The sequence below is a fragment of the Mycobacterium numidiamassiliense genome (genome assembly GCF_900157365.1).
Taxonomy (GTDB): domain Bacteria; phylum Actinomycetota; class Actinomycetes; order Mycobacteriales; family Mycobacteriaceae; genus Mycobacterium; species Mycobacterium numidiamassiliense.
In genome coordinates this window covers 970742-995830 of sequence record NZ_FUEZ01000003.1, presented here as the reverse complement: position 1 = coordinate 995830, position 25089 = coordinate 970742, and the positions used below count along the sequence as shown (strand labels likewise).

Annotated in this window: 25 protein-coding genes, 3 tRNA genes and 1 pseudogene; 19 read left to right on the top strand and 10 right to left on the bottom strand. The window is 65.7% G+C overall.

The window, feature by feature from the left end:
• The first annotated feature begins 8 nt into the window (after nucleotides 1-8).
• The gene (galT, locus tag MNAB215_RS04565) at nucleotides 9-1172 is read left to right on the top strand and encodes a galactose-1-phosphate uridylyltransferase (protein ID WP_077077648.1); all 1164 of its coding nucleotides are present in this window, start codon (nucleotides 9-11) and stop codon (nucleotides 1170-1172) included.
• Nucleotides 1169-2284 (top strand): galactokinase, encoded by a 1116-nt coding sequence (locus MNAB215_RS04560; RefSeq protein WP_077077647.1) that lies wholly within the window; start codon nucleotides 1169-1171, stop codon nucleotides 2282-2284. The genes galT and MNAB215_RS04560 overlap by 4 nt, the downstream gene beginning before the upstream one ends.
• Here MNAB215_RS04560 and MNAB215_RS04555 read toward each other — a convergent pair.
• The gene (locus tag MNAB215_RS04555) at nucleotides 2268-2753 is read right to left on the bottom strand and encodes a hypothetical protein (protein WP_077077646.1); all 486 of its coding nucleotides are present in this window, start codon (nucleotides 2751-2753) and stop codon (nucleotides 2268-2270) included. The genes MNAB215_RS04560 and MNAB215_RS04555 overlap by 17 nt on opposite strands.
• Before the next feature lie 135 nt (nucleotides 2754-2888).
• Between MNAB215_RS04555 and MNAB215_RS04550 the strand changes: the two genes are divergently transcribed.
• Nucleotides 2889-5510 carry a GH92 family glycosyl hydrolase gene (locus MNAB215_RS04550; RefSeq protein WP_077077645.1) on the top strand — a complete coding sequence of 874 codons (2622 nt, stop codon included), beginning with the start codon at nucleotides 2889-2891 and terminating at the stop codon, nucleotides 5508-5510.
• A gap of 6 nt (nucleotides 5511-5516) precedes the next feature.
• Here MNAB215_RS04550 and MNAB215_RS04545 read toward each other — a convergent pair whose 3' ends face one another.
• Entirely contained in the window at nucleotides 5517-7895 is a 2379-nt protein-coding gene (locus MNAB215_RS04545) for a lysylphosphatidylglycerol synthase transmembrane domain-containing protein (protein WP_077077644.1), read from the bottom strand.
• 161 nt (nucleotides 7896-8056) lie between these two features.
• On the opposite strand from MNAB215_RS04545, the gene MNAB215_RS04540 reads away from it, so the two are divergent.
• The 3 genes from MNAB215_RS04540 (at nucleotide 8057) to MNAB215_RS04530 (ending at nucleotide 11189) form a co-directional block, all read left to right on the top strand.
• On the top strand, nucleotides 8057-9004 hold the full coding sequence (locus MNAB215_RS04540; protein ID WP_077077643.1) for a class I SAM-dependent methyltransferase: 948 nt from the start codon (nucleotides 8057-8059) through the stop codon (nucleotides 9002-9004).
• Nucleotides 9005-9149: 145 nt separating this feature from the next.
• Nucleotides 9150-10613 carry a CehA/McbA family metallohydrolase gene (locus MNAB215_RS04535; RefSeq protein ID WP_077077642.1) on the top strand — a complete coding sequence of 488 codons (1464 nt, stop codon included), beginning with the start codon at nucleotides 9150-9152 and terminating at the stop codon, nucleotides 10611-10613.
• 60 nt (nucleotides 10614-10673) lie between these two features.
• Nucleotides 10674-11189, top strand: coding sequence for a nitroreductase family protein (locus MNAB215_RS04530; RefSeq protein WP_077077641.1), 516 nt, complete (start codon nucleotides 10674-10676; stop codon nucleotides 11187-11189).
• A gap of 8 nt (nucleotides 11190-11197) precedes the next feature.
• Here MNAB215_RS04530 and MNAB215_RS04525 read toward each other — a convergent pair whose 3' ends face one another.
• The 3 genes from MNAB215_RS04525 to MNAB215_RS04515 are packed head-to-tail and all read right to left on the bottom strand — an operon-like array spanning nucleotide 11198 to nucleotide 14069.
• Nucleotides 11198-12466, bottom strand: a complete 1269-nt coding sequence (locus MNAB215_RS04525) for a cytochrome P450 (protein WP_077077640.1) — start codon at nucleotides 12464-12466, stop codon at nucleotides 11198-11200.
• Nucleotides 12467-12470: 4 nt separating this feature from the next.
• Nucleotides 12471-13859 (bottom strand): NAD(P)/FAD-dependent oxidoreductase, encoded by a 1389-nt coding sequence (locus tag MNAB215_RS04520; RefSeq protein ID WP_077077639.1) that lies wholly within the window; start codon nucleotides 13857-13859, stop codon nucleotides 12471-12473.
• 9 nt (nucleotides 13860-13868) lie between these two features.
• A complete protein-coding gene (locus MNAB215_RS04515; RefSeq protein ID WP_077077638.1) occupies nucleotides 13869-14069 on the bottom strand; it encodes a ferredoxin in 201 nt (66 codons plus the stop codon).
• Nucleotides 14070-14211: 142 nt separating this feature from the next.
• Here MNAB215_RS04515 and MNAB215_RS04510 point away from each other — a divergent pair, with 142 nt between their 5' ends.
• Complete coding sequence (locus MNAB215_RS04510) at nucleotides 14212-15219, top strand: patatin-like phospholipase family protein (RefSeq protein WP_077077637.1); 1008 nt, start codon at nucleotides 14212-14214, stop codon at nucleotides 15217-15219.
• Nucleotides 15220-15350: 131 nt separating this feature from the next.
• Here MNAB215_RS04510 and MNAB215_RS04505 read toward each other — a convergent pair whose 3' ends face one another.
• The 3 genes and pseudogenes from MNAB215_RS04505 to MNAB215_RS04495 all read right to left on the bottom strand — a co-directional run bounded on the left by MNAB215_RS04505 (nucleotide 15351) and on the right by MNAB215_RS04495 (nucleotide 17781).
• The gene (locus tag MNAB215_RS04505; protein ID WP_077077636.1) at nucleotides 15351-16046 is read right to left on the bottom strand and encodes a crotonase/enoyl-CoA hydratase family protein; all 696 of its coding nucleotides are present in this window, start codon (nucleotides 16044-16046) and stop codon (nucleotides 15351-15353) included.
• Between the two features lie 34 nt (nucleotides 16047-16080).
• A pseudogene (locus tag MNAB215_RS04500) lies at nucleotides 16081-16970 on the bottom strand (hypothetical protein).
• An 88-nt stretch (nucleotides 16971-17058) separates the two neighbouring features.
• Nucleotides 17059-17781 carry an MBL fold metallo-hydrolase gene (locus MNAB215_RS04495; protein WP_077077635.1) on the bottom strand — a complete coding sequence of 241 codons (723 nt, stop codon included), beginning with the start codon at nucleotides 17779-17781 and terminating at the stop codon, nucleotides 17059-17061.
• Between the two features lie 114 nt (nucleotides 17782-17895).
• On the opposite strand from MNAB215_RS04495, the gene MNAB215_RS04490 reads away from it, so the two are divergent.
• The 12 genes from MNAB215_RS04490 (at nucleotide 17896) to rplA (ending at nucleotide 22937) form a co-directional block, all read left to right on the top strand.
• A complete protein-coding gene (locus tag MNAB215_RS04490; protein ID WP_077077634.1) occupies nucleotides 17896-18105 on the top strand; it encodes a type II toxin-antitoxin system VapB family antitoxin in 210 nt (69 codons plus the stop codon).
• A 97-nt stretch (nucleotides 18106-18202) separates the two neighbouring features.
• A tRNA-Thr gene (locus MNAB215_RS04485) sits at nucleotides 18203-18275 on the top strand.
• A gap of 36 nt (nucleotides 18276-18311) precedes the next feature.
• Nucleotides 18312-18385, top strand: a tRNA-Met gene (locus tag MNAB215_RS04480).
• A 46-nt stretch (nucleotides 18386-18431) separates the two neighbouring features.
• Complete coding sequence (gene rpmG, locus MNAB215_RS04475) at nucleotides 18432-18599, top strand: 50S ribosomal protein L33 (protein WP_066818100.1); 168 nt, start codon at nucleotides 18432-18434, stop codon at nucleotides 18597-18599.
• Between the two features lie 56 nt (nucleotides 18600-18655).
• Nucleotides 18656-19135 (top strand): (3R)-hydroxyacyl-ACP dehydratase subunit HadA, encoded by a 480-nt coding sequence (gene hadA / locus MNAB215_RS04470; protein WP_077077633.1) that lies wholly within the window; start codon nucleotides 18656-18658, stop codon nucleotides 19133-19135.
• A complete protein-coding gene (hadB, locus tag MNAB215_RS04465; RefSeq protein ID WP_077077632.1) occupies nucleotides 19122-19550 on the top strand; it encodes a (3R)-hydroxyacyl-ACP dehydratase subunit HadB in 429 nt (142 codons plus the stop codon). The genes hadA and hadB overlap by 14 nt, the downstream gene beginning before the upstream one ends.
• 3 nt (nucleotides 19551-19553) lie before the next feature.
• Complete coding sequence (hadC, locus tag MNAB215_RS04460) at nucleotides 19554-20054, top strand: (3R)-hydroxyacyl-ACP dehydratase subunit HadC (protein WP_077077631.1); 501 nt, start codon at nucleotides 19554-19556, stop codon at nucleotides 20052-20054.
• A 150-nt stretch (nucleotides 20055-20204) separates the two neighbouring features.
• Nucleotides 20205-20277, top strand: a tRNA-Trp gene (locus MNAB215_RS04455).
• Between the two features lie 93 nt (nucleotides 20278-20370).
• A complete protein-coding gene (secE, locus tag MNAB215_RS04450; protein ID WP_077077630.1) occupies nucleotides 20371-20817 on the top strand; it encodes a preprotein translocase subunit SecE in 447 nt (148 codons plus the stop codon).
• A 32-nt stretch (nucleotides 20818-20849) separates the two neighbouring features.
• Nucleotides 20850-21647: a transcription termination/antitermination protein NusG gene (gene nusG / locus MNAB215_RS04445; RefSeq protein ID WP_077077629.1), complete on the top strand. Its 798-nt coding sequence runs from the start codon at nucleotides 20850-20852 to the stop codon at nucleotides 21645-21647.
• A 26-nt stretch (nucleotides 21648-21673) separates the two neighbouring features.
• On the top strand, nucleotides 21674-22102 hold the full coding sequence (rplK, locus tag MNAB215_RS04440) for a 50S ribosomal protein L11 (RefSeq protein ID WP_077077628.1): 429 nt from the start codon (nucleotides 21674-21676) through the stop codon (nucleotides 22100-22102).
• 127 nt (nucleotides 22103-22229) lie between these two features.
• Nucleotides 22230-22937, top strand: a complete 708-nt coding sequence (rplA, locus tag MNAB215_RS04435; RefSeq protein WP_077077627.1) for a 50S ribosomal protein L1 — start codon at nucleotides 22230-22232, stop codon at nucleotides 22935-22937.
• 141 nt (nucleotides 22938-23078) lie between these two features.
• On the opposite strand, the gene MNAB215_RS04430 is transcribed toward rplA, so the two are convergent.
• Together MNAB215_RS04430 and MNAB215_RS04425 are read right to left on the bottom strand one after the other, a co-directional pair.
• The gene (locus MNAB215_RS04430; protein ID WP_077077626.1) at nucleotides 23079-24296 is read right to left on the bottom strand and encodes an RNA polymerase sigma factor; all 1218 of its coding nucleotides are present in this window, start codon (nucleotides 24294-24296) and stop codon (nucleotides 23079-23081) included.
• Between the two features lie 10 nt (nucleotides 24297-24306).
• The gene (locus MNAB215_RS04425) at nucleotides 24307-25005 is read right to left on the bottom strand and encodes a YciI family protein (RefSeq protein WP_077078412.1); all 699 of its coding nucleotides are present in this window, start codon (nucleotides 25003-25005) and stop codon (nucleotides 24307-24309) included.
• Nucleotides 25006-25089 lie beyond the last annotated feature (84 nt).

Below are 25089 nucleotides of genomic sequence, written 5' to 3'. Positions count from 1 at the left end.
GCACAGCTATGGGTGGACCTCCTCGCATCGGTGGGACACCCCATGGTTACCCGAACTCCGTCGCGGCGGCCAAGCTAGTCTTCGAGATCGTGACAGCGCCGACCCGGGCGAAGCTGGCCGATGGCCGTGAGCTGCTGTTCTTCGCGTTGCCCGGACATCGTCCGGCGCCGGTCACCGATCGCAGGCCCTTGCCGCAGCGCACCCCCGACCAGTCTCAGTTGCGGTTCGACCGGTCGACCGGGCAGTGGGTGATCATCGCCGCGCTGCGACAAGACCGCACCTATAAGCCGCCCCCCGACCAGTGCCCGCTGTGTCCGGGCCCGACCGGACTGACGAGCGAGGTGCCGGCACCGGACTACGACGTCGTCGTATTCGAGAACCGGTTTCCGAGCCTGTCCGGCGCCGGTGAGCCGGTGGGTGTGCCCGCCGGTGACGGCTTTGTGTCTGCTCCAGGGCATGGCCGCACGGAGGTGATCTGTTTTTCCAGCGACCACACCGGCTCGTTCGCGCAATTGCGTCCGGCGCACGCCCGGCTGGTGGTCGAGGCCTGGCGGCACCGCACCGCTGACCTGATGGCCGCACCGGGCATCGAGCAGGTGTTCTGTTTCGAAAACCGCGGCGAGGAAATCGGCGTGACGCTGACCCACCCGCACGGTCAGATCTACGGCTACCCCTATCTGACGCCGCGCACCGCCGCGATGCTCGGGCAGGCGCACGAGCATCGAATGCGTCACGGCGACAACCTCTTTGCCGACCTACTCGCGCGCGAGATCGCCGACGGCAGTCGCATCGTCGCGCGCACCGATCTGTTCACGGCGTTCGTACCGTTCGCCGCGCGCTGGCCGGTTGAGGTGCACATCTACCCGAACAGGTTCGTGCGCAACCTCGTCGACTTGAACGACGACGAGCTCGACGCGTTCGCCGAGGTCTACCTCGACGTGTTGGGCCGGTTCGACCGAATGTATTCGACTGCGCTGCCGTATATTTCGGCGCTGCACCAGTTCGCCGACACCAATGCTCAGGCGGAAGGCTACTTTCACGTCGAGCTGATGTCGATCCGGCGCAGCGCGACCAAGCTCAAGTACTTGGCGGCCTCGGAATCGGCGATGGACGCGTTCATCGGTGACGTCACTCCCGAGAGCGTGGCGGGGCGGCTGCGGGAACTTCGATGACGATCCGCTACGCCGCGCCCGGGCGGATCAACCTGATCGGCGAGCACACCGACTACAACTTCGGGTTCGCACTGCCGATCGCGCTGCCCCAGCGCACGGTGGCGAGCTTTGCCCCTGATCACGGCGATGCCATCACCGTGACCAGCGACCGCGCGGACGGCGCGGTGCGCATTCCGCTGGGCACCGCCCCCGGTGAGGTGGACGGCTGGGCGAGTTACGTGGCCGGAGTGATGTGGGCGCTGCGCCAGGCCGGTCACTCGGTGCCGGGCGGCGCGATGTCGATCACCAGCGACGTGGAGATGGGGTCGGGCCTGTCGTCGTCGGCGGCGCTGGAATGCGCGACGCTGGGCGCGATCACGTCGGCGACCGGTGCGTGCATCGACGCGAAGGACCAGGCGCTGCTCGCGCAGCGCGCCGAGAACGACTATGTCGGCGCCCCAACGGGTTTGCTCGACCAGCTGGCATCGCTGTTCGGCGCGCCGTCGACGGCCCTGCTCATCGACTTCCGCGACCTCACCGTCGAGCCGGTGGTCTTCGACCCCGATGGCTGCGGCGTCGCACTGCTGTTGATCGACTCCCGGTCGCGCCATCGTCACGCCGGCGGCGAGTACGCGGCCCGGCGTGCATCGTGCGAGCGGGTGGCCGCTGATCTCGGGGTGTCGTCATTGCGCGAGGTTCACGATCGCGGACCCTCGGTGCTGGCCTCCGTTACGGCCGCGGCGACCGATCCGGTCGACGTCCGTCGTGCCCGTCATGTGTTGACCGAGAACCAACGTGTGCTCGATTGTGTTGCTGTGCTAAGTGATTCGGACTTCGCCGAGGCGGGCCGGATCTTCACCGCTTCGCATGCGTCGATGCGCGACGATTTCGACATCACCACCGCCCACATCGACCTGATCGCCGATACCGCGGTTCGCGCGGGTGCCCTCGGCGCCCGGATGACCGGCGGCGGCTTCGGGGGCTGCGTGATCGCGCTGGTGCCGATCGATCGGGTGGAGGTGGTCGGCGAGGCGGTGCGACGGGCCGTGGGTAGGGCCGGGTTCGAGCGGCCAGTGATCACCCGAACCTACGCGGCCGCGGGCGCGGGGCCGCTCGTTACGGCGCCGGGGTGAACTTGATCGCGCACAACTTCATGCGGTCGACGGCCTCGGCGAACTCCTCGAGCGTCGGGACGCGCTGGTCGCGGAATTTCAATCCGATCATCACCTGGGCCCGGCGCGCGCCATAGGACTGTGCACACTTCAGGTAGAGACCCGAGACGATGGCGCGGTCGCGGATGAGCTCGCCGCGCATGGCGGTTGACTTGCCGTCGTAGACGACCTGGGCGTCCGCGCCGCCGCTGAAGTTCTGCTTCCATACAGCGCCGGTCAGCGCATACAGGTCGTTGTCGATCAGGTGGGCGCTCACCGGAATCGTGAACTCCCGCCCCGACTTTCGCCCGGTGAAGCTCAGCACCATGAGCTGCTTGCGTGCCGGCCCGGCGAGCGGCGTGCGCAGCAGGAATCCCAGTACCGGGTTGAGAATTTTGAGCAGGGCTGACGGTGGGTGCCCGGCATCGATCGCGTACGACTCTTCGGCCATGCGAATACCGTACGACCAAACCGGCCTCGCGGCGCAGGGGTTTTCAGTGTGCCGGTGTGGCCGTCGAATCCGTCGTTCTCGAAGATCCGTGTCGAAACGCCACGGCGAGACACGGTTATGCAGTAAGAGAGTCCTATGCGGTCGCCGAGGACCCTCATCGCGCTGGTAGCGGTTGCGGCTGTGTCCGCGACGTTCGTGGCGGCGGCTCCGCCTTTCGCATACGACGGTGAACCCTCGTTTGTCGCGAATCCGGTGGCTCATGTCGACACGCTGATTGGGACCGGCACGGGCGGTGAAACGGTTGGGGAGATCAACAACTTCCCTGGCCCCGCCGTGCCGTTCGGAATGGTGCAGTATTCGCCGGACACCGTTGGCAACTACGCCGGCTACAACTTCGACAACCCACGCGCGACAGGGTTCAGCATGACCCATGCCTCGGTGGGCTGTGCCGCATTCGGCGACATCTCCATGCTGCCGACCACCCGCGCGATCGGCTCGCAGCCCTGGAACGCCTGGGAACGGATCGCCCACGACAAAACAGAGCGTGGCGTGCCTGGGTACTACACGGTGCGGTTTCCCGAGACTGGGGTGACTGCGGAACTGACCGCCACTGCGCGCACCGGCGTCGGCCGGTTCAGCTACCCACACAACGGCCGTCCCGCCCTGTTCCATGTGCGTTCCGGCGCGTCGCTGGCGGGCAACTCCCGCGCGGCCATCCAGATCGGCGAGGACCAAACCACCATCACCGGCTGGGCGGGCAGCGGCAGCTTCTGCGACAAGCAAAACACCTACACCGTGTATTTCGCGATGAGGTTCAGCCAGCCGTTCACCACCTTCGGCACCTGGGATGGCGAAGCGGTCCATGCCGGAGCGCATGGTGCGGCTTCGCCCTACAGCGGCGGCTATGTGCAGTTCCCGGCGGGGTCGACGATCGAGGTGCGGACCGCGCTCTCCTACGTCAGCATCGACGCAGCGCGGGCAAACCTGGCAGCCGAGGGCGCCACGAGCTTCGAGGACGTCCGCAGCGCCGCGTCGTCGGCATGGAACGCCGCGCTGTCGCGCATCGCGGTCGCCGGCAGAAATGGCCGCGATATAGAGACCTTCTATACCTCCCTGTATCGATCGCTGTTGCACCCCAACACATTCAACGATGTTGACGGACGTTACATCGGATTCGACAACCTCATCCACAACGTGGCCGAGGGGCACACCCAGTACACGAATTTTTCCGACTGGGACACCTACCGATGTCTGGCTGCTCTGCAGGCGCTGCTGTTCCCGGAGCGTGCCAGCGACATGGCCCAATCGCTGGTCACTGACGCCGAGCAGAGCGGAGCGTTTCCGCGCTGGCCGCTTGCGAATGTCGCGACCGGTGAGATGACCGGAGACAACGTGGTGCCGCTCATCGCGAGCTTGCACGCTTACGGCGCTACCGACTTCGACGTGAAAACGGCACTGCACTACATGGTGAACGGGGCGACTACAGGCGGTATGGGGATGGGCGGCTACGTGGAGAGGCCGGGCATCGAGACCTACTTGCGCCTGGGTTATGCCCCGCACACGCGGGAGTTTGGCCCCGACGCGTCGATTACGCTGGAGTGGTCAATCGACGACTTCGCTATCTCGCGATTTGCCGAGTCGCTCGGGGATGTGGCGACAGCGGCCGAATTCCAGCGTCGAGCCCAGTACTGGCACAACCTGTTCAATCCCACCACCCACTTCATCTCGCCGCGCAACGGTTTCGGATTGTTCGACAGCGGACCGGGTTTCGTGCATTCTTCTACCGGCTTCGGCCAGGATGGCTTTGACGAGGGCAACGCCGAGCAATACGTCTGGTTGGTGCCGCACAATGTCGCCGGCCTGGCGACCGCGTTGGGTGGTCGCCAGGCCATGGCCGCCCGTCTGGACGAGTTCGTGAAGAAGCTCAACGAGGGTCCCGATGAGCCCTACCTCTGGGCCGGCAACGAGCCGGGCTTTGGAGTGCCGTGGCTATACAACTACGTTGGTCAGCCGTGGAAGACCCAGCACACGGTCGACCGGGTGCGCGGGTTGTTCGGTCCCACGCCCGATGGCGAGCCCGGGAACGACGACCTCGGCGCGATGGCCAGCTGGTATGTGTGGGCCGCCCTCGGCCTGTATCCGATTACGCCGGGAACACCCATCCTCACGGTAAGCACACCGATCTTCGACCGCGTCGTGATCGCGCTTCCGGGCGGAAAATTCATCCGGATGTTCGCGCCGGGTGCATCGGGACCAGACCCGCTGAGGTACATCAGCGGCCTGAAGATTGATGGGCAAGCCACCGACCACACTTGGCTGCCGGAGTCGATTATCCAGACGGGCGGTGAGCTCAGGTACTCGCTTGCGGCCCACGCCGACAAGGCTTGGGGCACAGCCGAATCCGCTGCGCCACCCTCGTTCGGTGAGTACAGTTCGGCGGTGGCCGTGAATGTTGCAAGCCCGGTCGTCGATATCGCCCCGGGAAGCACCGGCACGGTGGCTCTGGACGCCCAGCAGATGATCGACAAGACCGGCGGTTATACGATCAACGGGGTGTCCACCGACACGGGGATTACCGCGGCGCCGGTTTCTGGACAGTTCGGCGCCGGCGGGTCGGCCACCGCCACTGTCGCTATCAGCGTGGCGCAGTCGGTGCTCCCGGACTATTACCCGCTCTATCTCACCACCAGGGTCGGTGAGAGCGCGAGGATTTCAGTCGTCCTGGTGAGCGTTCAGGATACGACCGGCGAATCCTAATCAGCGCTACACCATTTCGTTTTCGGTCAGCCAGCGCATCACCGGCCAGCCGACGAAGACGGGAATCCAGCAGGTGAGCACCCGATACAGCAGAACCGACGGCACGCCGACCGCCGCGGGTACACCGAAGGCGGCGAGCCCACCGATCAGCGCAGCCTCGACGGCGCCGACACCGCCGGGCGTCGGCGCGGCCGAGGCGAGCGTTCCGCCGACCATCGTCACCACCGTGCAGGTGACAAACGTCGCCCCGCCCCCGAAGGCCTCGACACTGGCCCACAGGGCCAACGCTGCGCCGAGAGTCGTTCCGGTGCAACCGAGTACGATCAAGCCGAGTCGTTTGGGCTCACGCGCGACCTCGATGAGATCGCGGCTCAGCTCCTTCACTTTCGGGCGCAGGTCTGTCGCCAGCCAGCGCCGCAGGGTGGGCACGAACAGAAATGTGCCGACAATGCCCAGCGTCACACCCGCGATCAGGTACAGCACGGTGGCGTCCGGGACGAAATGCGACAGGTTCATCGATGCGCCCGCCACCGTGCTGAACAAAATCAGCAGTCCGAGGTGCATGATCACCTGCACGGATTGCTGCAGCGCCACCGCCGTGGTGGCCCGCATCGGAGACAGCCCGCCCCCCTTCTGCAAGTAGCGCGTGCTGAGCGCGAGCCCGCCGACTCCGGCCGGGGTCGTTGTCGCGGCAAAAGTGTTGGCCACCTGGGCAACTGAGAGCCGCCAAAAGCTCACCGTCTCGTCCGCGGAGGCCCACAGGGCGGCCGCCGCGCCCACGTACGTCGACGCCGATATCACCAAACCCAGCAGCGCCCACCACCAGTTCGCATGGCGCAGTTCGGAAAAGAAGGTCGGCACCGTGCTGATGAAGGGATATGCGACGTAGACGAGGGCGCCTAGCAGCACTAGTTGAATCACCTGGCTGCGGGTGAACCGGGTGATCGGTTCGGTCTTGATCTGATCGGCTCCCGTTTGGTGTTTGACCTCGGCGCGCAGGCGCGAAATGACACCGCTCGGATCGGTCACTGACTTCCGGATCCGTTTGGGCACAGCAGATTTGGTGAGCCGGCGCGAGGCCCTCAGGACGATGTCTTTGCCGAACACGTCGATCGCGGCGCCCACCGTGGATTTGGCGTCGTACAACGCCGACGTCGTCACCAGCAGTTGGACGATGTCGGATCGCAGTTGGGCATCGGTGGCACCGTATTCGGCGCTGCCGAATCCGCCGAAGAGCACCTCGCCGTCGTCGACCGTGATCTCGTTGCCGCGCAGGTCGCCGTGCGAGATCTGGTAGCCGTGCAAAGTGTGTAGCGCTTCCCACACTTTGGCGACCGGCGTGGTGTCGGCACATTCGTCGAGCGGGATCCCGCGAACGGGCTTGTGCGCGTAAAGCGTCCATCCCCTGTCCAGCGCCGCGAAGGCGATGGTCGAGGTGTTGGCGACGCCCGCATCGCCGATGGCGATGGCCATCAGCGCGCGGTGCTCGACGGCACGGCTCATCGAGGCCTGCAGTGGTGCGGTCTCGGTGTCGCGCAGTCGCAGCTTGCGCCAGAGTTCCCGCAGCGCACCCCCGCTGCGCTGGTGTGGGCCGTACAGCTCGATGTCCGCCGTGCAATCCGGATCCCCGGAATCCGAGGACAACACGAGCGCGCCCGGCCCGGCCGGCCGGACCACCGTGAGCCGCGATACGACGCAGCCGCGTTTGGCCATCGCGCGAACCGCCTCCTCCAGCGGGACTTCGAGGGCGGGAGTGCCGACGGCGAGGACCACCAGCGCACCGACGAACCACCCGACCGCAAGACCCACCAGGGAGCGGGCCGGGACGACGGCGCTGATGACGAGGTGAATGGGCACGAAGGCGAGCAACAGTGCCCACCACCAATGCCGCCAGCGCGCGGGCAGCCAGGGACCCGACACGGTCAGCACCGCCGCCAGCATGGCGATCCACCGCGGGTCGTCGAGGAACTGGGCCGGCAGGGTGCTGAGCCGATCCGAGAGGTCGAAGTGCCAGCGGGGCGCGGCGATGCGGTTGCTGCTGATCGACAACGGGAGGGCGGCCAGCATCGCGGCGGCCGCATACGCGCCCAACAGTTTCCATTGCCGGGCCACGATCAGGCCGATCAGGATCATGAACGGCAACGCCAGGATCGCGAGCCCGTACACCAGGTACACCACGTCGGACTGGGTGGGCGTCAAGACCCCCACGATTTCCGACACCGATTTCTCCAGCGCTATCCAGCGCGGACGGGTGATCACCGAGCTGGTGATCACGGTCGCGAGGAACACCGCGGACAGGATGAGCCGCAGGATGTCGTTGGTCCGTCGGGTCACAGGTTGCAGCAAGCTGCCCGAGACGCTGATCTCGCGCCCGTCAACTCGCATGTCAAAGATCCTTTGGATCGGGGGCCCGCGCAACTGACTGCCCGTCGACAACTTAACCGGATACCTGAGGGCCAGCGCGCGTGAACCTCGCGGACAGCTTGTTCACATACGACACGCGTAGGGTCGTTACCTAGGCGTACTAGTAAGCGGAGGGGTTGAGCGTGGCGAGAACCGACAACGACAGCTGGGAAATCACCGAGAGCGTGGGGGCGACGGCGCTGGGCGTCGCGGCCTCCCGGGCAGCGGAAACCGAGAGTGACAATCCCCTGATCCGCGACCCGTTCGCGCGGGTGTTCCTCGACGCCGTCGGTGATGGAGTCTGGAACTGGTTCTCGGCCCCACAGCTGCCCGCCGAGCTCCTGGAATCCGAGCCGGACTTGGCCCTGCAGATGCGCTCGATGGTCGGCTACATGGCGTCGCGGACCGCGTTTTTCGATTCCTTCTTCCTCGACGCGACGAACGCGGGCATCCGGCAGGTGGTGATCCTGGCCGCGGGCCTGGACGCGCGGTCGTGGCGGTTGCCCTGGCCGGACGGGACGACGGTCTACGAGCTCGACCAGCCCCGGGTGCTGGATTTCAAGGCTTCGACGCTGAACGAGCACGGCGCACAAGCCGCGTGCAATCGGATCGCGGTGCCAGTGGACCTGCGCCACGACTGGCCGGCCGCGTTGCGGCAGGCGGGTTTTGACCCCGCGGTGCCCAGCGTGTGGTCGGCGGAGGGACTGATGCCGTACCTGCCGGCCGTGGCCCAGGAGCTGCTCTTCGAGCGGGTGCAGGGCCTGACCGCCATCGGGAGCCGGGTCGCCGTCGAGGCGCTGGGGCCGAAGTTCCTCGATCCCGACACCAGGGCGAAGCGGCGCGCCCGGATGGACCGGGTGCGTACGTTCCTCGCCGAAAAAGACCCACAGCGCGAGATCCCGAGCACTGACGAGTTGTGGTACTTCGAGGAGCGCGAGGACGTCGGTGAGTGGTTCGGGCGCCACGGCTGGGATGTCACGGTCACGCTGTCGCTCGAGCTGATGGCCGGCTATGGGCGCAGGGTTCCCGAACAGGTCGAGGACCAGGTTCCGGGGAACTTGTTCGTCGCCGCGCAGCGGGCCAGGATCTAGCGAATCTCGAGCGCTTTGCGGGTCGCCGCCTCATCAGTCCTACAGCAAACCGACGGCATTCGTTCGTGTCGATGTAACGGGTGATTACTCCTTAATGGCGAATGCTGTTGGCGGATCCGATCGGACGCCAACAGGGGAGACAGCCATGAGCAACCCGCTGGTCGTGCACGGTGCGACAACCGAGCAACACGACGACGGGACGATCGAGATAGCGTTTTCGGGACGGTTTGGTTTCGGCATCTACCGGTGGGCCTACCTGCCGTTCCACGTGCCGGCCGGTGTGCAGCAAATTCGGGTCGGCACGTCTCATGAGGACTTCGCCGCGGCCGGGATCGCTCGGAACGTGTTGGATCTGGGCATCTTCGGTCCGCCCGGCTTCGACTTGGGCAATGCAGCCGGATTCAGGGGCTGGTCGGGCGGGGCCCGCGACGGCTTCGTGATCTCCAGCGGTTATGCCACCCCGGGCTATCTGGCGGGCCCGATCGAACCGGGTATCTGGGCCGTGGCGCTGGGCCCGGTGGTCCTGAGCCCGTGGGGAATGGCCTGGCAGGTGCGGGTCACAATGAGCGGCCAAGCGCCCGCCGAAGCCGGCCAACCCGCCGAGAGCGATCGCCGCGCCGTCGCGAGTGGCCCGGCGCCGGCGCCGCCGTCGGCCTCGGTTGGTGGTGCACGCTGGTACCGCGGAGACCTGCATCTGCACACCGTTCACTCCGACGGCGAGCGTGACCCTGATGAGCTGGTGTCGGCCGCACACGCCGCAAGGTTGGATTTCATCGTCTCCACCGAGCACAACACCAACTCGGCCAACCGGGTGTGGCCCCGATGCCGGAGCGGATCGCTGTTGATAATTCCCGGCGAGGAGGTCACCACCCGGCACGGCCACTGGCTTGCCGTGGGACTGTCAGCACACGCCTGGGTCGACTGGCGATACGGGCCACGCGATGGGGTGTTCGGCCGGTTCGCCGCCGAGGTTCGCCAGGCCGGCGGCTTGGTGGTCGCCGCGCATCCCGCGGTGCCGCTGCCGGGATCGGCATGGGAGTTCGGCTTCGGCGATGTGGACGCACTCGAGGTGTGGAACGGTCGCTGGAACGTCGATGATGAAGTGTCCCTTCGTATTTGGCAGCGGTTGTTGCGACAGGGCCGGCACATCGTCGCGGTCGGCGGCAGTGACTCGCACGGCAAACACCAAGTGGTCGGCTCGCCGCAGACGGCCGTGCATGCGCCCGAGTTGTCGATCGCCGCGATCGTCGACGGGCTGCGCCGCGGCCGCTCCTACATCGTCGGGTCATCCGAGGTCGCGTGCGAGCTGATCGCGACCTGCCCGAACAGCGGCGCCGACGAGGTGGCCGGTCCCGGACAGACATTGCGGGCGCCGCCCGGCGCGGCGGCGACGGTCACTGCCGTGATCAGCGGGGCCCCCGGCACAACCGCCGCCCTGATCACCGGGGCCGGGTGCGCGGGTCGGGCGAGTGTGCGATCGGCATCGGCCCGGTTGCAATGGGAGATCGACGCGGCGTCAGCGCGCTTCGCACGATTAGAGGTGCGCAGCGCGCGTCGCGGCCGGCTCGGCGCGATGGTCGCCTTGACGAATCCGGTGTGGCTAACCTGAGAAGGGGCAAGCCCCAACGTCATTCGCGGCGTTGACGGGCGCGGATGAGAGAGGTACGACATGGAAACCTGGGACGCGATCCGCGCCCGGCGCAACGTGCGCCAGTACACACCGCAACCGGTATCAGAGGACGACCTGAACCGAATCGCCGAAGCCGGGTGGCGGGCGCCGTCGGCGAAAAACCGCCAGCCATGGGACTTCGTGATCGTGACCGACAAGACGCAGCTGCAGGAGCTGTCCACGGTCTGGCGCGGCGCCGGGCACATCGCGGGCGCGCCCGCGGCCATCGCGCTGGTGGTGCCGGAACCACCGGACGAACGCAGGCTGGTGACCGACAACTACGACGTCGGCCAGGCGACGATGGCGATGATGATCGCGGCCACCGACCTGGGCATCGGCACCGGCCACTCGTCGGTGGGAGATCAGGCCAAGGCGCGCGCCATCCTGGGTGTGCCCGACGACCATCAGGTCGCCTTCCTACTCGGCGTCGGATATCCCGCCGATCGTCCGCTCACGGTGATCCGCAAACCCGACCGGCGGCCCTTCGACGAGGTTGTCCATCGCGGGCGTTGGTGAGCCGCTGCTCAGGGCAGGATCTGGTCGTAATCCACCAACAGATGCTGGGGCCCGCGGAACACCTGGCTGATCCGGTAGGGAGGCGGGTCTTCGACCAGCCGTGGATTGTCTACCCGGCGAAGAAACGCCTCGAAGGCGGTGTTGACTTCCAGCCGGGCCAGCGGACCGCCGAAGCAAATGTGGATGCCGCGGCCCCAGCCGACGTGCTCGTTGTCGGGGCGCTGCGGGTCGAACGCATTCGGATCGCGGAAGCGCCGCGGATCCCTGTTGGCCGCCCCGTACATCAGATATATGGGCGCGCCCTTGGGGATGGTGGTGCCGGCGATGTCAATATCGGCCAGCGCCGAGCGAGTCGGAAAGAATTGCACTGACGACTGCAAACGGAGCACTTCCTCGATGGCGCCCGGAATCAATTCCGGTGTGCTGCGCAGCAATTCGATCGACCACGGGTTGCGCAGTACGGTGAGCACGCAGTGCGCGATGAGATTGACCGTGGAGTCGTGACCGGCGAAGAACAGCAAGATGGTGTTGTTGACGATGGCGCTCATCGACATCCGCCCGTCGGCCCCGTTATCATGGACCAACTGCGAAATCATGCCTGGCCCAGGCGATTTCGCGGCCGTCTCGGCCAGCCCGAGGATGTACTTGTTCAGTTCGACATCGGCGGCTTCGCCCTTGGCGCGACGGGCCTGGCCCTCCTCGGTTTGGATGTCGGGGCCGAGGTCGAAGATGCCGGCCGTGATGTCGGCGAGCCACGCGTGAAACAGGGGCTCGTCTTCGATGGGCACGCCCATGATCCGGCAGATCACGTTGACCGGCAGCGGGTAGGCGAAGTCATCGACGACGTCGATGCGGGTCTTGCCCGTCGCGCTGTCGAGCATTTCGCCGACGATCTGCTGACAGAGCGCTTCCTGGCTCGGGATCAGATCCGGCGCATCGGGTGGTCCGAAAAAGTGCATGCACTGACGGCGCGCCCGGTCGTGGTCGGGCGGGTCCTGCGCGATGAAGCTGGGCTCCTGGCCGTAGGCCTCGGCCATCTCGACCACCGACTGGTCGGCGGCTCGTCGATTAAGGCCCGCCGGCGGGCGTCCTTTGCGCAGGTCTGAACTGACGCGCGGGTCGTGGGCCAGCGCCATGAGTTCGTCGTAGCCGGTGACGGCGTAGATGCCGTTGGTCACCCGTGCCACCGGTGTCTTGCGAAGCTCGTCGAAGAACGGGTAGGGGTTGGCGCGGTTTTCGTGCCGCATCGCGGCGTCAAATGCCTCTTCGGGGGTCATGGCACTACTCACTCATCTGGTGTCGAGGACGGAATTCCGCTCGCCTTTCGCTGGGGTCGTGGCCGGTCAGCACCACGTCCGGGGCTTCGGTCGGCACGCCGCGCGCGGGGAAGTCGGCGGGCATCACACGCATGCTCTCGGGAAAATCAAAACCGGGCGGATGCGGGGGAAACGGTCCGGAATGCGCGATCTGGTCGCGGTAGTAGTCGATCCATTTCGCGTGATTGAAAGTGACCGCGCCGACGATGCGGCCGCGACGACCGTACGCGGCGGCGAATCGGCGCTGCTGCACCGATCCCTGGGTGAAGACGATCTCGTCGCCGAATGACGGCACGCCGACGGATTTAATGTTGACACCGAACTGGGCCGACCAGAACTGCGGAATCAGTAGATGCGCCCAGCGGTCGACCTCGTCGCACACCATGTTGTGCGCGGCCACCCGGGCACCCAAGACGGCGTTGTCCCAATGTTCCATCGCCAGGAACTCGTAGTCGTAGAGGACATGCGGGGCCCGGGCGATGTCGCCGGCCACGAAGACGTGGTCGGTGACCACCGCATTGATGTCGAATGCGCGGCATCCAGCGTCGCAACCGACGCCCCAGAATCCGGCGGCCAGCCCAGCCCCCTCGAGCCACTCGACGTTGCGGATTGAGCCCAATGACGTCACCACCACGTCGACGTCGAGCGTGCTGCCGTCGGAGAGCCGCGCGCGCCGCACGTGCCCGTCCGCATCGCCCTCCAGCGCGAGTACCGAGACACCGGTGCGAAGATCCACGCCGGCCGCGCGCTGCATCTCGGCGGCGATCGCGCCGATCACGCCGCCCAGCGGGCCGCACAGCGGTGCCGGACCGCGCTCGGTGACGGTGACTTCCAGGTCAAGCTCCCGGCACACCGAGGCCACCTCCGACCCGATGAACCCGGAACCGATGATCAGCACCCGCCGCGGGCGGGCGCCCAGCGCGGCCTGCAATCGTGCGGCATCGGTGCTGGTGCGCACCGTGTGCACACCTTGCAGCGCGGCCTCCTCCGCGTTGGGCCATCGGCGCGACCGCACACCCGTGGCGATCAGCAGGCGGTCACCTGGCACCTCGCTACCGTCGGCGAGCCGCACCAGTTGATTGGCCCGGTCCAGGGCGGTCGCGGGAACCCCGAGTCGCCACTGTGCGTCCACCGCACGCAACCGCGGTAGCTTCGTATGATCGGCCGCCACCCACCCTTTGAGGACTTGCTTGGACAGCGGGGGCCGGTCGTACGGTTCGTCGGGTTCGTCGCCAACGATGGTCAGCTGTCCGCGAAAACCCTCTTCCCGCAACGCTTCAGCGGCACGCAGCCCGGCGAGCGAAGCGCCGACGATGACGATGCGGCCGGTGTCCTTGAAGCCGTTCGGGCTCATGCGGATTCGCTACTCTGCGTCGAGCTTGTCGACGATGATCGCCTGCACCGGGCAGGCCGCCGCTGCCCGCATGACCCGCAGACGCTGGGCGTCATCGGGGTTGGGATCGTAGGTCAGGGCCTCTTCGCCGTTGAGTCTGAGAACCTCCGGGGCCAGCGGTACGCAGTGGGCATACCCCAGGCAGCGGTTCAGGTCGACGACGATCCGCATAGCGACCCCGATCCTCGAAGCTGAAGATCCGACGCCTGGCAGCGTACTCCTGGGTGAAACCAATCGCGCTGTTTGCGAAACACTTTCGTGGTCGAACGGACTTCGTGTGCGTTCTCGGATTCGCCCAGGGCATGCTAGGGCGATGAACAGCAACGGCTCGAAGCCCGTGGATCTCGTGCTCTCCGGCGGCGGGGTCAAGTTCATCGGCCTGGTGGGTGCCATCGTCGCGCTGATGGATGCCGGGTATTCGATCAGGAGGGTGTCCGGGGTTTCGGCCGGCTCGATCGTGGCTGCAATCTTGGCCGCCGGGACCCATGATGGTCAGCTGACCGGCAGCGATGTCAAGGAACTCGCCTTTTCGGTACCACTGAACAAGTGGCGTGACGCGGGAACGGTTCCGTTGCTCGGCGCCGCGTGGGGGCTGGTGCGGGACTCAAGTATGTTCCGCGGTGACGTCGCCTACGAGTGGATCCGCAGCGAGCTGAACAACCTCGGTGTCGTCTCGTTCGGTGATCTACTCCTGGACGAGCACCAAGTGCCCGGGGAACGGCGTGACAAGTTGGTGGTTACGGTCGCTGACCTGACCGCGGCGCAGCTGGTGCGCTTGCCGTGGGACTACCGCCGGCTGTACGGACTGGATGCCGCTGAGCAATCGGTCGCCGAGGCGGTGCGCGCGTCGATGGCGATCCCGTTTTTCTACCGCCCGGTCAAGCTGACCGCGGCGAGCGGGGAGACGGCCACTCTGGTCGACGGGGGCGTGCTGTCGAACTTTCCGATCGACACCTTCGACCGGCCGGACGGCAAGGCGCCACGCTGGCCCACCTTCGGGATCACCGTCTTACCGAGGCTCAACGAGGGTCTCGGCGCGGTGATGCCCGCGTTCAAACCCTTGCGGTTCTTCGAGCAGACGGCACTGCTGGAGGGCCTGCTGACCACCATCTTGACGGGTCACGACCAGACGCATCTCAACCAGCCGTGGGTGTCCGCACGAGCCATCCCCGTCGAATCGACCGATGTGGGCGTCCTGGACTTCGATATCTCCAAGGGGCGCCTCGAACAGCTCTATGACAAGGGCTATGAGGCCGCCCAGGAATTTCTGTCGACGTGGGACTGGCAGGCGTATCTGAAGCGCTTCCGCTGGGCCGGTTGACGGTCTTGCCCTCGAACAAAGACCGGGCGCAAAGGTGAAGTGACGGCCCGTCGCGGGCGTGCCACACTTCCCAGTGGAGGAGGCGGCATGGGGGGTGAGGCGGTTGCCTGGGCAACCGCGTCGCCTCCTCCTTAAAGACCGAATTCGGCTTCTATGCCATCGATTCCGGCGCGCAGCCCCTTCAGCGCGTCGGCGCGAGCGCGCAATTTTGTTGCGGCATGGGCATGCTGATGCAACCCGGTGAATTGCTCGGCGGCTTCTTCGGCCCGACTCAACACCATCTCGGGCATCACGATCTCGTCGACAAAGCCTGCGGCGACAGCGGTTTCGCCGAAAAACGATTTGGCCAGCCCGGTGGCTTGCTGGTAGGCCGACCGCGTCAGCCGTAGCTTCATGATCTCGAGGGCCGCATACGGGATGGTCATGCCGATCGCGACCTCGTTGGCCTGGATGTTGTAGGCGTGGGCGGCCACCCGATGGTCGCCCGACGAGAGGAGAAACGCTCCCATCGCGATCGCGTGACCGGTGCAGGCCATCACCACCGGCTTGGGGTACGACAGGAGTCGATACGCCAACTCGAAGCCGCCCCTGAGCATGTCGATCGCCGGCTGAGCTTCGCCGGAGGTCAGGACCTTCAGGTCGAATCCGCCGCTGAACACGCGCTCGTTGCCCGCGATCACCAGGGCACCGGCGTTGTCACTGTCGGCCTGGTCGATCGCGTCGTTGAGCGCCTGCTGCATGGTCGGGCCGAGCGCATTGACTTTGCCGTCGTCCATCCGGATGACCGCGATGGGATCCTGCTTGCTGTAGGTGACCGGGCCGCTCATGGTTACTCCTTCGCAACGGGCGGACTCGATTGAATCAGATCAACACGGGACCCAACTCAGGCGGCCACGGGTGCCCCGCCGTCACACGTGCTGGTCGTGATGCTTGCCCAGGTCGTCCTGGGCGTTGCTCCAGCGCAGCTGGACGTCGGTGGGTTGGTCCAGCTGCCGGGTTCGCCACCTGTCCTGAGTTTCCCGAACGGCATTGTTGATCCGCTCGATCTCGCCGCGGAACACCTCCGGGCGCGTCTCCTTGCTGGCGTAGTGGAAGTAGGTCAGCAGGCTGCGCAGCAGCTCGAGTTTCTGCTTTTCCCGCTTCGCCAGGTCGTGGGTCGTCATCAGCTCGATGCGCTGGACGGGCGGCAGCGCGGCCCAATCCAACACCACGTCCGTCTGCAGCGCGCTGCGCTCGCGCTCCCAGAACCGCCAGCCGCGCGGCGTCTCGGGTCGGTCGTAGTAGCTCACCTTCCCGGTGAAGCGCGACTCGATGCCGCCGCCGATTTCCGCGCGGTCGAGCGCCGAATCCCACACCATCCGCCACTCCTGGCCGGGCGCGAGGACCGGCAGTTCGCTGGGTAGCTTCAGCTCGGCGACATCTGCGTAGCCGTCAGTGGCGTTTTCGTATTCGGCGACCGTCGGGGGATTAGTGAAGGAAAACCGGATGTCGTAGGCCGCGGTCCGGCCGAAGTTCTTGACCACCAGCTCGATCACGTGCCAGTCGGCCGCATGCGGCTCCATGAGCATCCCGACATGAGGCCGGGTTTGTTCTGCGGCCAACCGCCGATTACGCGAGATCTGATGATTCGTGAACACCAGCGTGATGATCGCGAGCGCGATCGCCGCCCACGCCGCCCACGCTATCCAGGTGCTGGACTCGACATCGGTCACCCCATGCCAGCCCCCCTGGATCCACCCCATGGAATCCATCCTTCCGCTTATATCCCAGCGGCCTGCGCACGAAACTTTGCCTAGTGCGCGATCACAACGACTGAACCAAGAAATGCCGCCGAGTCGTTCAACCGCCCATCAGCATTCGCCACTGGTCAAGGCTAGTCGCCCGATACACGTAATTGGAACGCTTGACCTCGGAGAGCGACGCGCTCGGATCGGTGGAATACCAGTGCCCCGGAAACACCGTCGGGTCACCTGGCAGCGTGGCGAGCTGCTGCAGACTGCGGTACATCTCATCGGAGTCGCCGCCCGGGAAGTCGGTGCGCCCGCAGCCGTCCAGGAACAACGTGTCACCGGCGACCAGCCGGCCGTCGAGGAGAAAGCATTGGCTGCCGGGCGTGTGACCCGGAGTGTGCAGCAGCTCGATTTCGATGTCGCCGACGCTGACCTTGTCGTGATTCTCATGAGTGGTGAGGTCGCCGAGGCCGATCCCGGTGACTCGCGAGACCCACAGCGCCTCATGGGTATTCACATGCACCGGCACATCGACCCGGCCCAGCAGCTCGGCCAGGCCCTTGAGTTCGAAGCCCATCATCGAGCCGCCCACATGGTCGGGGTGATGATGGGTGACCAGCACGCCGGACAGGTGCATGCCGTCTGCCTCCAGTGCGTCGACCAGATCACCGGCGGCGTAAGCCGGATCGACCACCACGCAGTCTCCGGTCTGACGGTCCCCGATCAGATAGGCGAAATTGCGCATTTGCGTTGCGATCGGATCGCCAGCGGCGAAATCCTGACCGGAGAGCAGTTGGCGGAAGTACAGCCGGTCGGCTGACGAATCTGACACGTCGACCAGACTATGACCCGGCCGGCGAACCTCGTGTTTCGGGCATGTGATGCCCCGCAAAAACTGTCGTCTCGACCCTGGATTGGGCCCGTGTGCTGCGAGTATTGTTAGTGCATGTTGAAGACGGTCGAGGTCGAGATCGACGATCTGGTCCAGGAAGCAATACAGCGGTACCACTTGGCTGACGCCCGCGAGGCCGTCTTTCTCGCGCTGCGCACCCTGCTCGGCAAGGATGACCTACCGGGTGAGCAGCAAGACGGTGAGTACGACGAGTTCAGCGACCTCAGCGTGTGGCAACCTCGCCGAAACGGCGACTCCGGCTGATTCGTCGGCCGATGGGGTCGGCGTGGTTTGGTGCCCTTGCGCGCCACGCTGTACCCTCTTCTAGGCCCTAGCCATGACTGGTCGCTATGGGTGAAAGGCCCCCTTAGCTCAGTCGGTAGAGCGTTTCCATGGTAAGGAAAAGGTCAACGGTTCGATTCCGTTAGGGGGCTCGGCGGACGCCGAGCAGGCTGGCAGTACCCACCAGAGGCGATGTAGCTCAGTCGGTTAGAGCGAACGACTCATAATCGTTAGGTCGCCGGTTCGAGTCCGGCCATCGCTACAACTTAACAACGCGACGTATACGAGAGATGTGAAAGAGAACCGTCATGGCTTCCAGTACCGACGTGCGGCCCAAGATCACCTTGGCATGTGACGTGTGCAAGCACCGTAACTACATCACCAAGAAGAACCGCCGCAACGACCCCGACCGGCTGGAGCTGAAGAAGTTCTGCCCCAACTGCGGCAAGCACCAGGCGCATCGCGAGACACGCTAACTATCCGCCACCGTTTCACTACACCCACCCAGGTTGACCAGGTAGGTTCGAGTGCCGTGTCGTTGAGCCGAAACATCGTCGGGATGCATTTCCGCTATCCCGACTATTACGTGGTGGAACGCGAGAAGATCCGTGAATACGCGGTGGCCGTCCAAAACGACGACGCCTCGTTCTTCGAGGAGGACGCGGCGGCCGAACTAGGCTACAAAGCGCTGGTAGCCCCGCTGACGTTTATCTGCGTATTCGGGTACCAGGCGCAGTCGGCGTTTTTCAAGCACGCGAACATCCTGGTCGAGGACGCCCAGATCGTTCAGGTCGACCAGGTGCTTAAATTCGAGAAGCCGATCGTGGCGGGGGACAAGCTGTACTGCGACGTGTCCGTGGATTCGATGCGTGAGACGCACGGCACCCAGATCATCGTGACGAAGAATGTCATTACCAACGGAAGCGGGGAGATCGTGCAGGAGACCTACACGACCCTGGCGGGCCGTGCCGGCGAGAACGGGGAAAAGGGATTTTCTGATGGCGCTGCGTGAGTTCAGTTCGGTGAAGGTGGGCGACCAGCTTCCGGAGAAGACCTATCCGCTGTCCCGCCAGGACTTGGTGAACTACGCGGGCGTGTCGGGCGACTTGAACCCGATCCACTGGGACGACGAGATCGCCAAGGTCGTCGGGCTGGACACCGCGATCGCCCACGGCATGCTGACCATGGGCATCGGCGGAGGTTACGTCACCTCGTGGGTCGGCGATCCGGGTGCGGTCACCGAGTACAACGTGCGGTTCACCGCCGTGGTGCCGGTACCGAACGACGGCAAGGGCGCCGAGCTGGTCTTCAGCGGCAGGGTGAAATCGGTCGATCCCGAGGAGAAATTGGTGACCATCGCGTTGACGGCCACCGCCGGCGGCAAGAAAATCTTCGGCCGGGCCATCGCATCGGCAAAGCTGGCGTAACCGATGGCGCTCAAAACCGACGTCCGCGGGATGAGCTGGATATACCCGGACTACTTCGAGGTCGGCCGTGAGCAGGTACGCGCATTCGCGCGAGCGGCCAAGTACGACAATCCCGCCTACTTCGACGAGGCGGCGGCCGCCGAATTGGGCTACAAGGCCCTGCTTGCCCCGCTGACCTTCGTGTCGATCTTCGCAAAACTCATCCAGGACGACTTCTTCCGGAACGTCGACGTGGGCTTGGAGACCATGCAGATCGTCCAGGTCGACCAGCAGTTCCTCTACCACACGCCGCTGCTCGTCGGCGACAAGCTCTTCGGCCGCATGGACATCGAGTCCGTGAACGAGCGCTTCGGTGCCGACATCGTCGTCACGAAAAACACCTGCTCGAACGAGGAGGGCGACGTACTGCTGAGCGCCTACACCACCCTGATGGGGCACGAGGGCGACGACTCCATCCAGCTCAGATGGGACAAGGAGACCGGGCAGGTCATCCGAACCGCGTAATTAGTATCTGACTCGCGCACCGATGTACACTCGGACCTCGGGGTTTTCCCAATGCAGCGCGCTGTCCGTCGGTTCGGTGATTGCCGAACGGGGAGCGCGCGAGTCATGTAAGCCCCGGTAGGTAAGCGCAGGTTGGCCTGCCAACCGCGAAGGGGCGTAGCTCAACTGGCAGAGCAGCGGTCTCCAAAACCGCAGGTTGCAGGTTCAAGTCCTGTCGCCCCTGCAGAAGGCGCAGACGTGCCATGCTGGACACTAGAGGGTGCCCAAATCAGCATGGCGCCGATCGTGGGATAGCTAGCGAACAAAGGAGCATGCGGTGAGCGACGAGGGCAGCGCTGCCAACGACGCCGCAAGCGACGGCGGCGACACGGAGGAAAGTCGCGACAGTGGCGGTCGCACGGCCGTGGTGACGCGGCCACAGCGTCCTACCGGCAAGCGTTCTCGGCAGCGAACGGTCGGCGCCGACGACGCCGACGTCGACTCGTCGGACGACGCTGAGGTCGAAGACAAAGGCAAGAAGGCCCCGACGGCCAAGAAGGCCAAGAAGCCGAAGAAGTCGGGGGCCCAGCGGGCGAACCCGTTCGTTTTCCTCTACAGCTACCTCAAGCAGGTCGTTGCGGAGATGCGGAAGGTGATCTGGCCGAACCGCAAACAGATGCTCACTTACACCTCAGTGGTGCTGGCGTTTCTCGCCTTCATGGTGGCGCTGGTCGGGCTCGCCGATTTCGGCCTGACCAAGCTCGTGCTGTTGGTGTTCGGCTGAGCTTGTGCAAGTAACAGAGAGGACTGAAAACCGTGACTACCTTCGACGGTGAACCGTCCGCGGGTGAGGCGGTCGACGTGCAAGAGGTCGCCGAGGTCTCGGAGACCTCGACGCATGCGGAGCCGACTGAGCACGCGGAGCCGACTGAGCACGCGGAGCCGACTGAGCACGCGGAGCCGGCTGAGCACGCGGAGCCGGCCGAGGATGTCGACCCCGCCGCCGCGCTGAAGGCGGACCTGCGCAGCAAGCCCGGCGACTGGTATGTCATCCACTCCTATGCGGGATACGAGAACAAGGTGAAAGCCAACCTCGAAACCCGTGTGCAGAACCTAGACGTCGGTGACTACATCTTCCAGGTGGAGGTGCCCACCGAAGAGGTCACCGAGATCAAGAACGGCCAGCGCAAGCAGGTCAATCGCAAGGTGCTGCCCGGTTACATCCTGGTGCGCATGGATCTGACCGACGACTCGTGGTCCGCGGTGCGCAACACCCCGGGTGTGACGGGATTCGTCGGCGCGACGTCGCGCCCTTCGGCGCTGAAGCTCGACGACGTGGTGAAGTTCCTGCTGCCGCCGGGGGCGGCGAAGAAGCCCGCCAAGGGTGCGGCCAGTACCGCGGCGGCCGCCGAGACGGGTGGCGTGGAGCGTCCGGTCATCGACGTCGAGTACGAGGTGGGCGAATCGGTGACGGTCATGGACGGACCGTTCGCGACGTTGCCGGCCACCATCAACGAGATCAACGCCGAACAGCAGAAGCTGAAGGTGCTGGTGTCGATCTTCGGCCGTGAAACACCGGTCGAACTGACCTTTAGCCAAGTCTCCAAGATTTAGAAACCCAGGAAGGAACGCACAATCTCATGGCCCCGAAGAAGAAAGTCGTCGGGCTGATCAAGCTTCAGATCACGGCTGGGCAGGCTAACCCTGCGCCGCCGGTCGGACCCGCGCTCGGCCAGCACGGCGTCAACATCATGGAGTTCTGCAAGGCGTACAACGCCGCGACGGAAAATCAGCGTGGCAATGTCATCCCGGTGGAGATCACGGTCTACGAAGACCGCAGCTTCACCTTTGCGCTCAAGACACCGCCCGCCGCCAAGCTGCTGCTCAAGGCCGCCGGCGTGGGCAAGGGCTCGGCCGAGCCGCACAAGACGAAGGTCGCCAAGGTCACCTGGGATCAGGTCCGCGAGATCGCCGAGACCAAGAAGACCGATCTCAATGCCAACGACATCGACGCCGCGGCCAAGATCATCGCCGGCACCGCCCGGTCGATGGGCATCACCGTCGAATAGTTCGACAACCACGTCGGATGACGATGCGGGCCGGCCACGGCCCGAGGAGGAATCCGACGAATCAGACGTGGGAGGGCCAGCTTCGGCCCGCTTCCTAACCACGACCCAACACCAGATTGGATAACCAATGAGCAAGAACAGCAAGGCATACCGCGCCGCCGCCGAAAAGGTGGACCGCGACAACCTCTACACCCCGCTGGAAGCCGCCAAGCTCGCCAAGGAGACGTCGTCGGCCAAGCAGGACTCGACCGTCGAGGTGGCGATCCGGCTCGGCGTCGACCCGCGCAAGGCCGACCAGATGGTCCGCGGCACGGTCAACCTGCCGCACGGCACGGGTAAGACCGCACGCGTCGCGGTGTTCGCGGTCGGCGACAAGGCCGAGCAGGCGAAGGCCGCCGGCGCCGACATCGTCGGCAGCGACGACCTGATCGAGAAGATCCAGGGCGGCTGGCTGGAATTCGACGCAGCGATCGCAACCCCCGACCAGATGGCCAAGGTCGGTCGCATCGCTCGGGTGCTGGGTCCGCGCGGCCTGATGCCGAACCCGAAGACCGGCACCGTCACCCCCGACGTCGCCAAGGCCGTGAACGACATCAAGGGCGGCAAGATCAACTTCCGCATCGACAAGCAGGCCAACCTGCACTTTGTCATCGGCAAGGCGTCGTTCGACGAGAAGAACCTCGCGGAGAACTACGGCGCCGCGCTGGACGAAGTGCTGCGGCTCAAGCCGTCGTCGTCCAAGGGTCGCTACCTGAAGAAGATCACCGTGTCGACGACCACCGGGCCGGGCATTCCCGTAGACCCGGCGATCACCCGGAACTTCGCCGAAGCGTAGGCGGCCGGCCCCGCGAGGGGCGAGAAGCATGTGACGTTTTGCCCGCCTCACAGCGACAACGATTGTCGCTCGGAGGCGGGCAAAATGCATGCCCCCGCCGCTCAGCTACGTCTTGGGCAGATGTGACCTCGGCCGCCTCGCTTAACCACCACACTCGGCGATACGCCGCCGCAGGAACTCGTGGCCCGGCTCGGAACCGTTGGACGCCAACGCCATTCGGTACCAAGTAAGAGCCTCGTCGGGTCGCCCCGCGCGCCGCAGCAGGTCGGCGCGCACCGTGGCGACCAGGTTCGAGCGGGCCAGCCGTTGGTCATGGGCCACCATGTCCAGCGCGGCCAGGCCGGCGTCGGGGCCGTCGCGCAGACCCAACGCCAGCGCGCGATTGGCGCGCACCACCGGCGACTCGGTCAGCTGCGCCAGCCGGTCGTAGGCCGTGCAGATGGTCGTCCAGTCGGTCTGCTCCCAGGACGGTGCCGTCGCGTGCAGCGCGGCGATCACCGCCTGGGGCAGATAGGGCCCCGTCGATCCCTGCGCCTGCCGCAACTGGTCTAGCCCGCGGGAAATGCGGCCGCGGTGCCACTTACGGCGGTCCTGTTCCTCGAGAGGCACCAGCATCCCGGCGTCATCCACCCGGGTTGCCCGTCGCGAATCGTGCAGCAGTATCAGGGCCGCCAGCGCATGTGCCTCCCGCTCGTCGGGCATCAGCGCGCATAGCTCGCCGGCCAGCCGAATCCCTTCGTCGCACAGTTCGTCTCGAATCGCCGACGGTCCCGCGGTCGACCAATACCCCTCGGTGAACACCGAATAGATGCAACTGAGTACATGCGGGGTGCGCTCGCCCAGCAGCTCGGCAGGCGGCACCCGCAGCGGGATGTTGGCGTGCCGGACCTTGTTCTTGGCGCGTGTGATGCGCTGGCCGACAGCCACTTCCGTTTGCAGCAGTGCTCGGGCGATCTCGGCGACGGTCAACCCCGACACCAGCCGCAGCGTGAGTGCGAGCTGTGATGGCCGATCCAGCGCCGGGTGTGCACAGGTGAACATCATCCGCAGCTCGTCGTCGCGAACCGGATGCGGCTCGGTGTGATCGGTTCGTGCCCGAATGTCGTCTAGCACAGCCGCCAATTCCTTTCCCGGACGGACGGTTTCACGCCGCAGACGGTCCCTGGCGCGGTTGCGCGCCACGGTCACCAGCCAACCTCCGGGATGATCCGGCACACCTTCGCGGGGCCACGTGCGCAGCGCCTCGGCGCAGGCTTCCTGGACGGCGTCCTCCGCGACGGTCAGGTCGCCGGACCACCGCGCGATGGCGGCGACTGCGGTTCCCCACTCCCGGCGAAAGACGCCGTCCAGGTTGGTCATTCGCGCGCCGCTACAGTCCTCCGATACCCGCCAATTGCCGTACCAGCACGGTAGAAGCGGGAATCAGCGACGCAAGCTTGACGGCCTCGTCGCGATCACCGGCGCTCAGCAGGTAGACGCCGGTGGCCACCTCGGCGCCCTCCACATACGGTCCGTCGGTGACGATGACCTCGCCGTCGCGCACCCGCACGGTCGTCGCGGTGGACGGGTCGTGCAATGCGGCACCGCCGAGCACGTGATCGCCCGCCGCGGTGTGGAAATCCGCGTGCTTGGCCGCCACCGCGTCCCACTCCGGTGTGCCCGGGGTGTGTGCGGATGCGGGTGGCTCCAGCAACAGGGCCAGCCAGTCGTTGCCGGTGAGCTTGCGGGACGGTTCCAAGGAGTGGACCACCGGCCAGACCTCCACGCCACCTCGCTTGGCTGCCGGGATGTCACGGGCCAAAGCCAGTGCCTCGTCCAGATTTTCGGCTTCGAATACGTAGTAGCCGCCGGCAACTTCGGCGCCTTCGGCGAACGGGCCGTCGGTAATGGCCGGTGCGTCGGGGCCGCCGGTGATGCGTACCGCGGCCGCGCCGGGCGCCAGCGCATCACCACCGCGGATCGCCGCCGCGGCCTTGGTGTGGAAGCTTTGGTAGGCCGCCATCTCGGCCGCCCCTTCATCAGGCGTGCGCTCTTTTTCCTCGCTGATCAACAATGCGAAGTACTGCATGTTCGTCACCTCTGGTCGGGAGCGAAGCCGTGTGCTCCACTCTCTACCTATTCGACGAACGGCGCAGCCCTAATCCGACAGGCG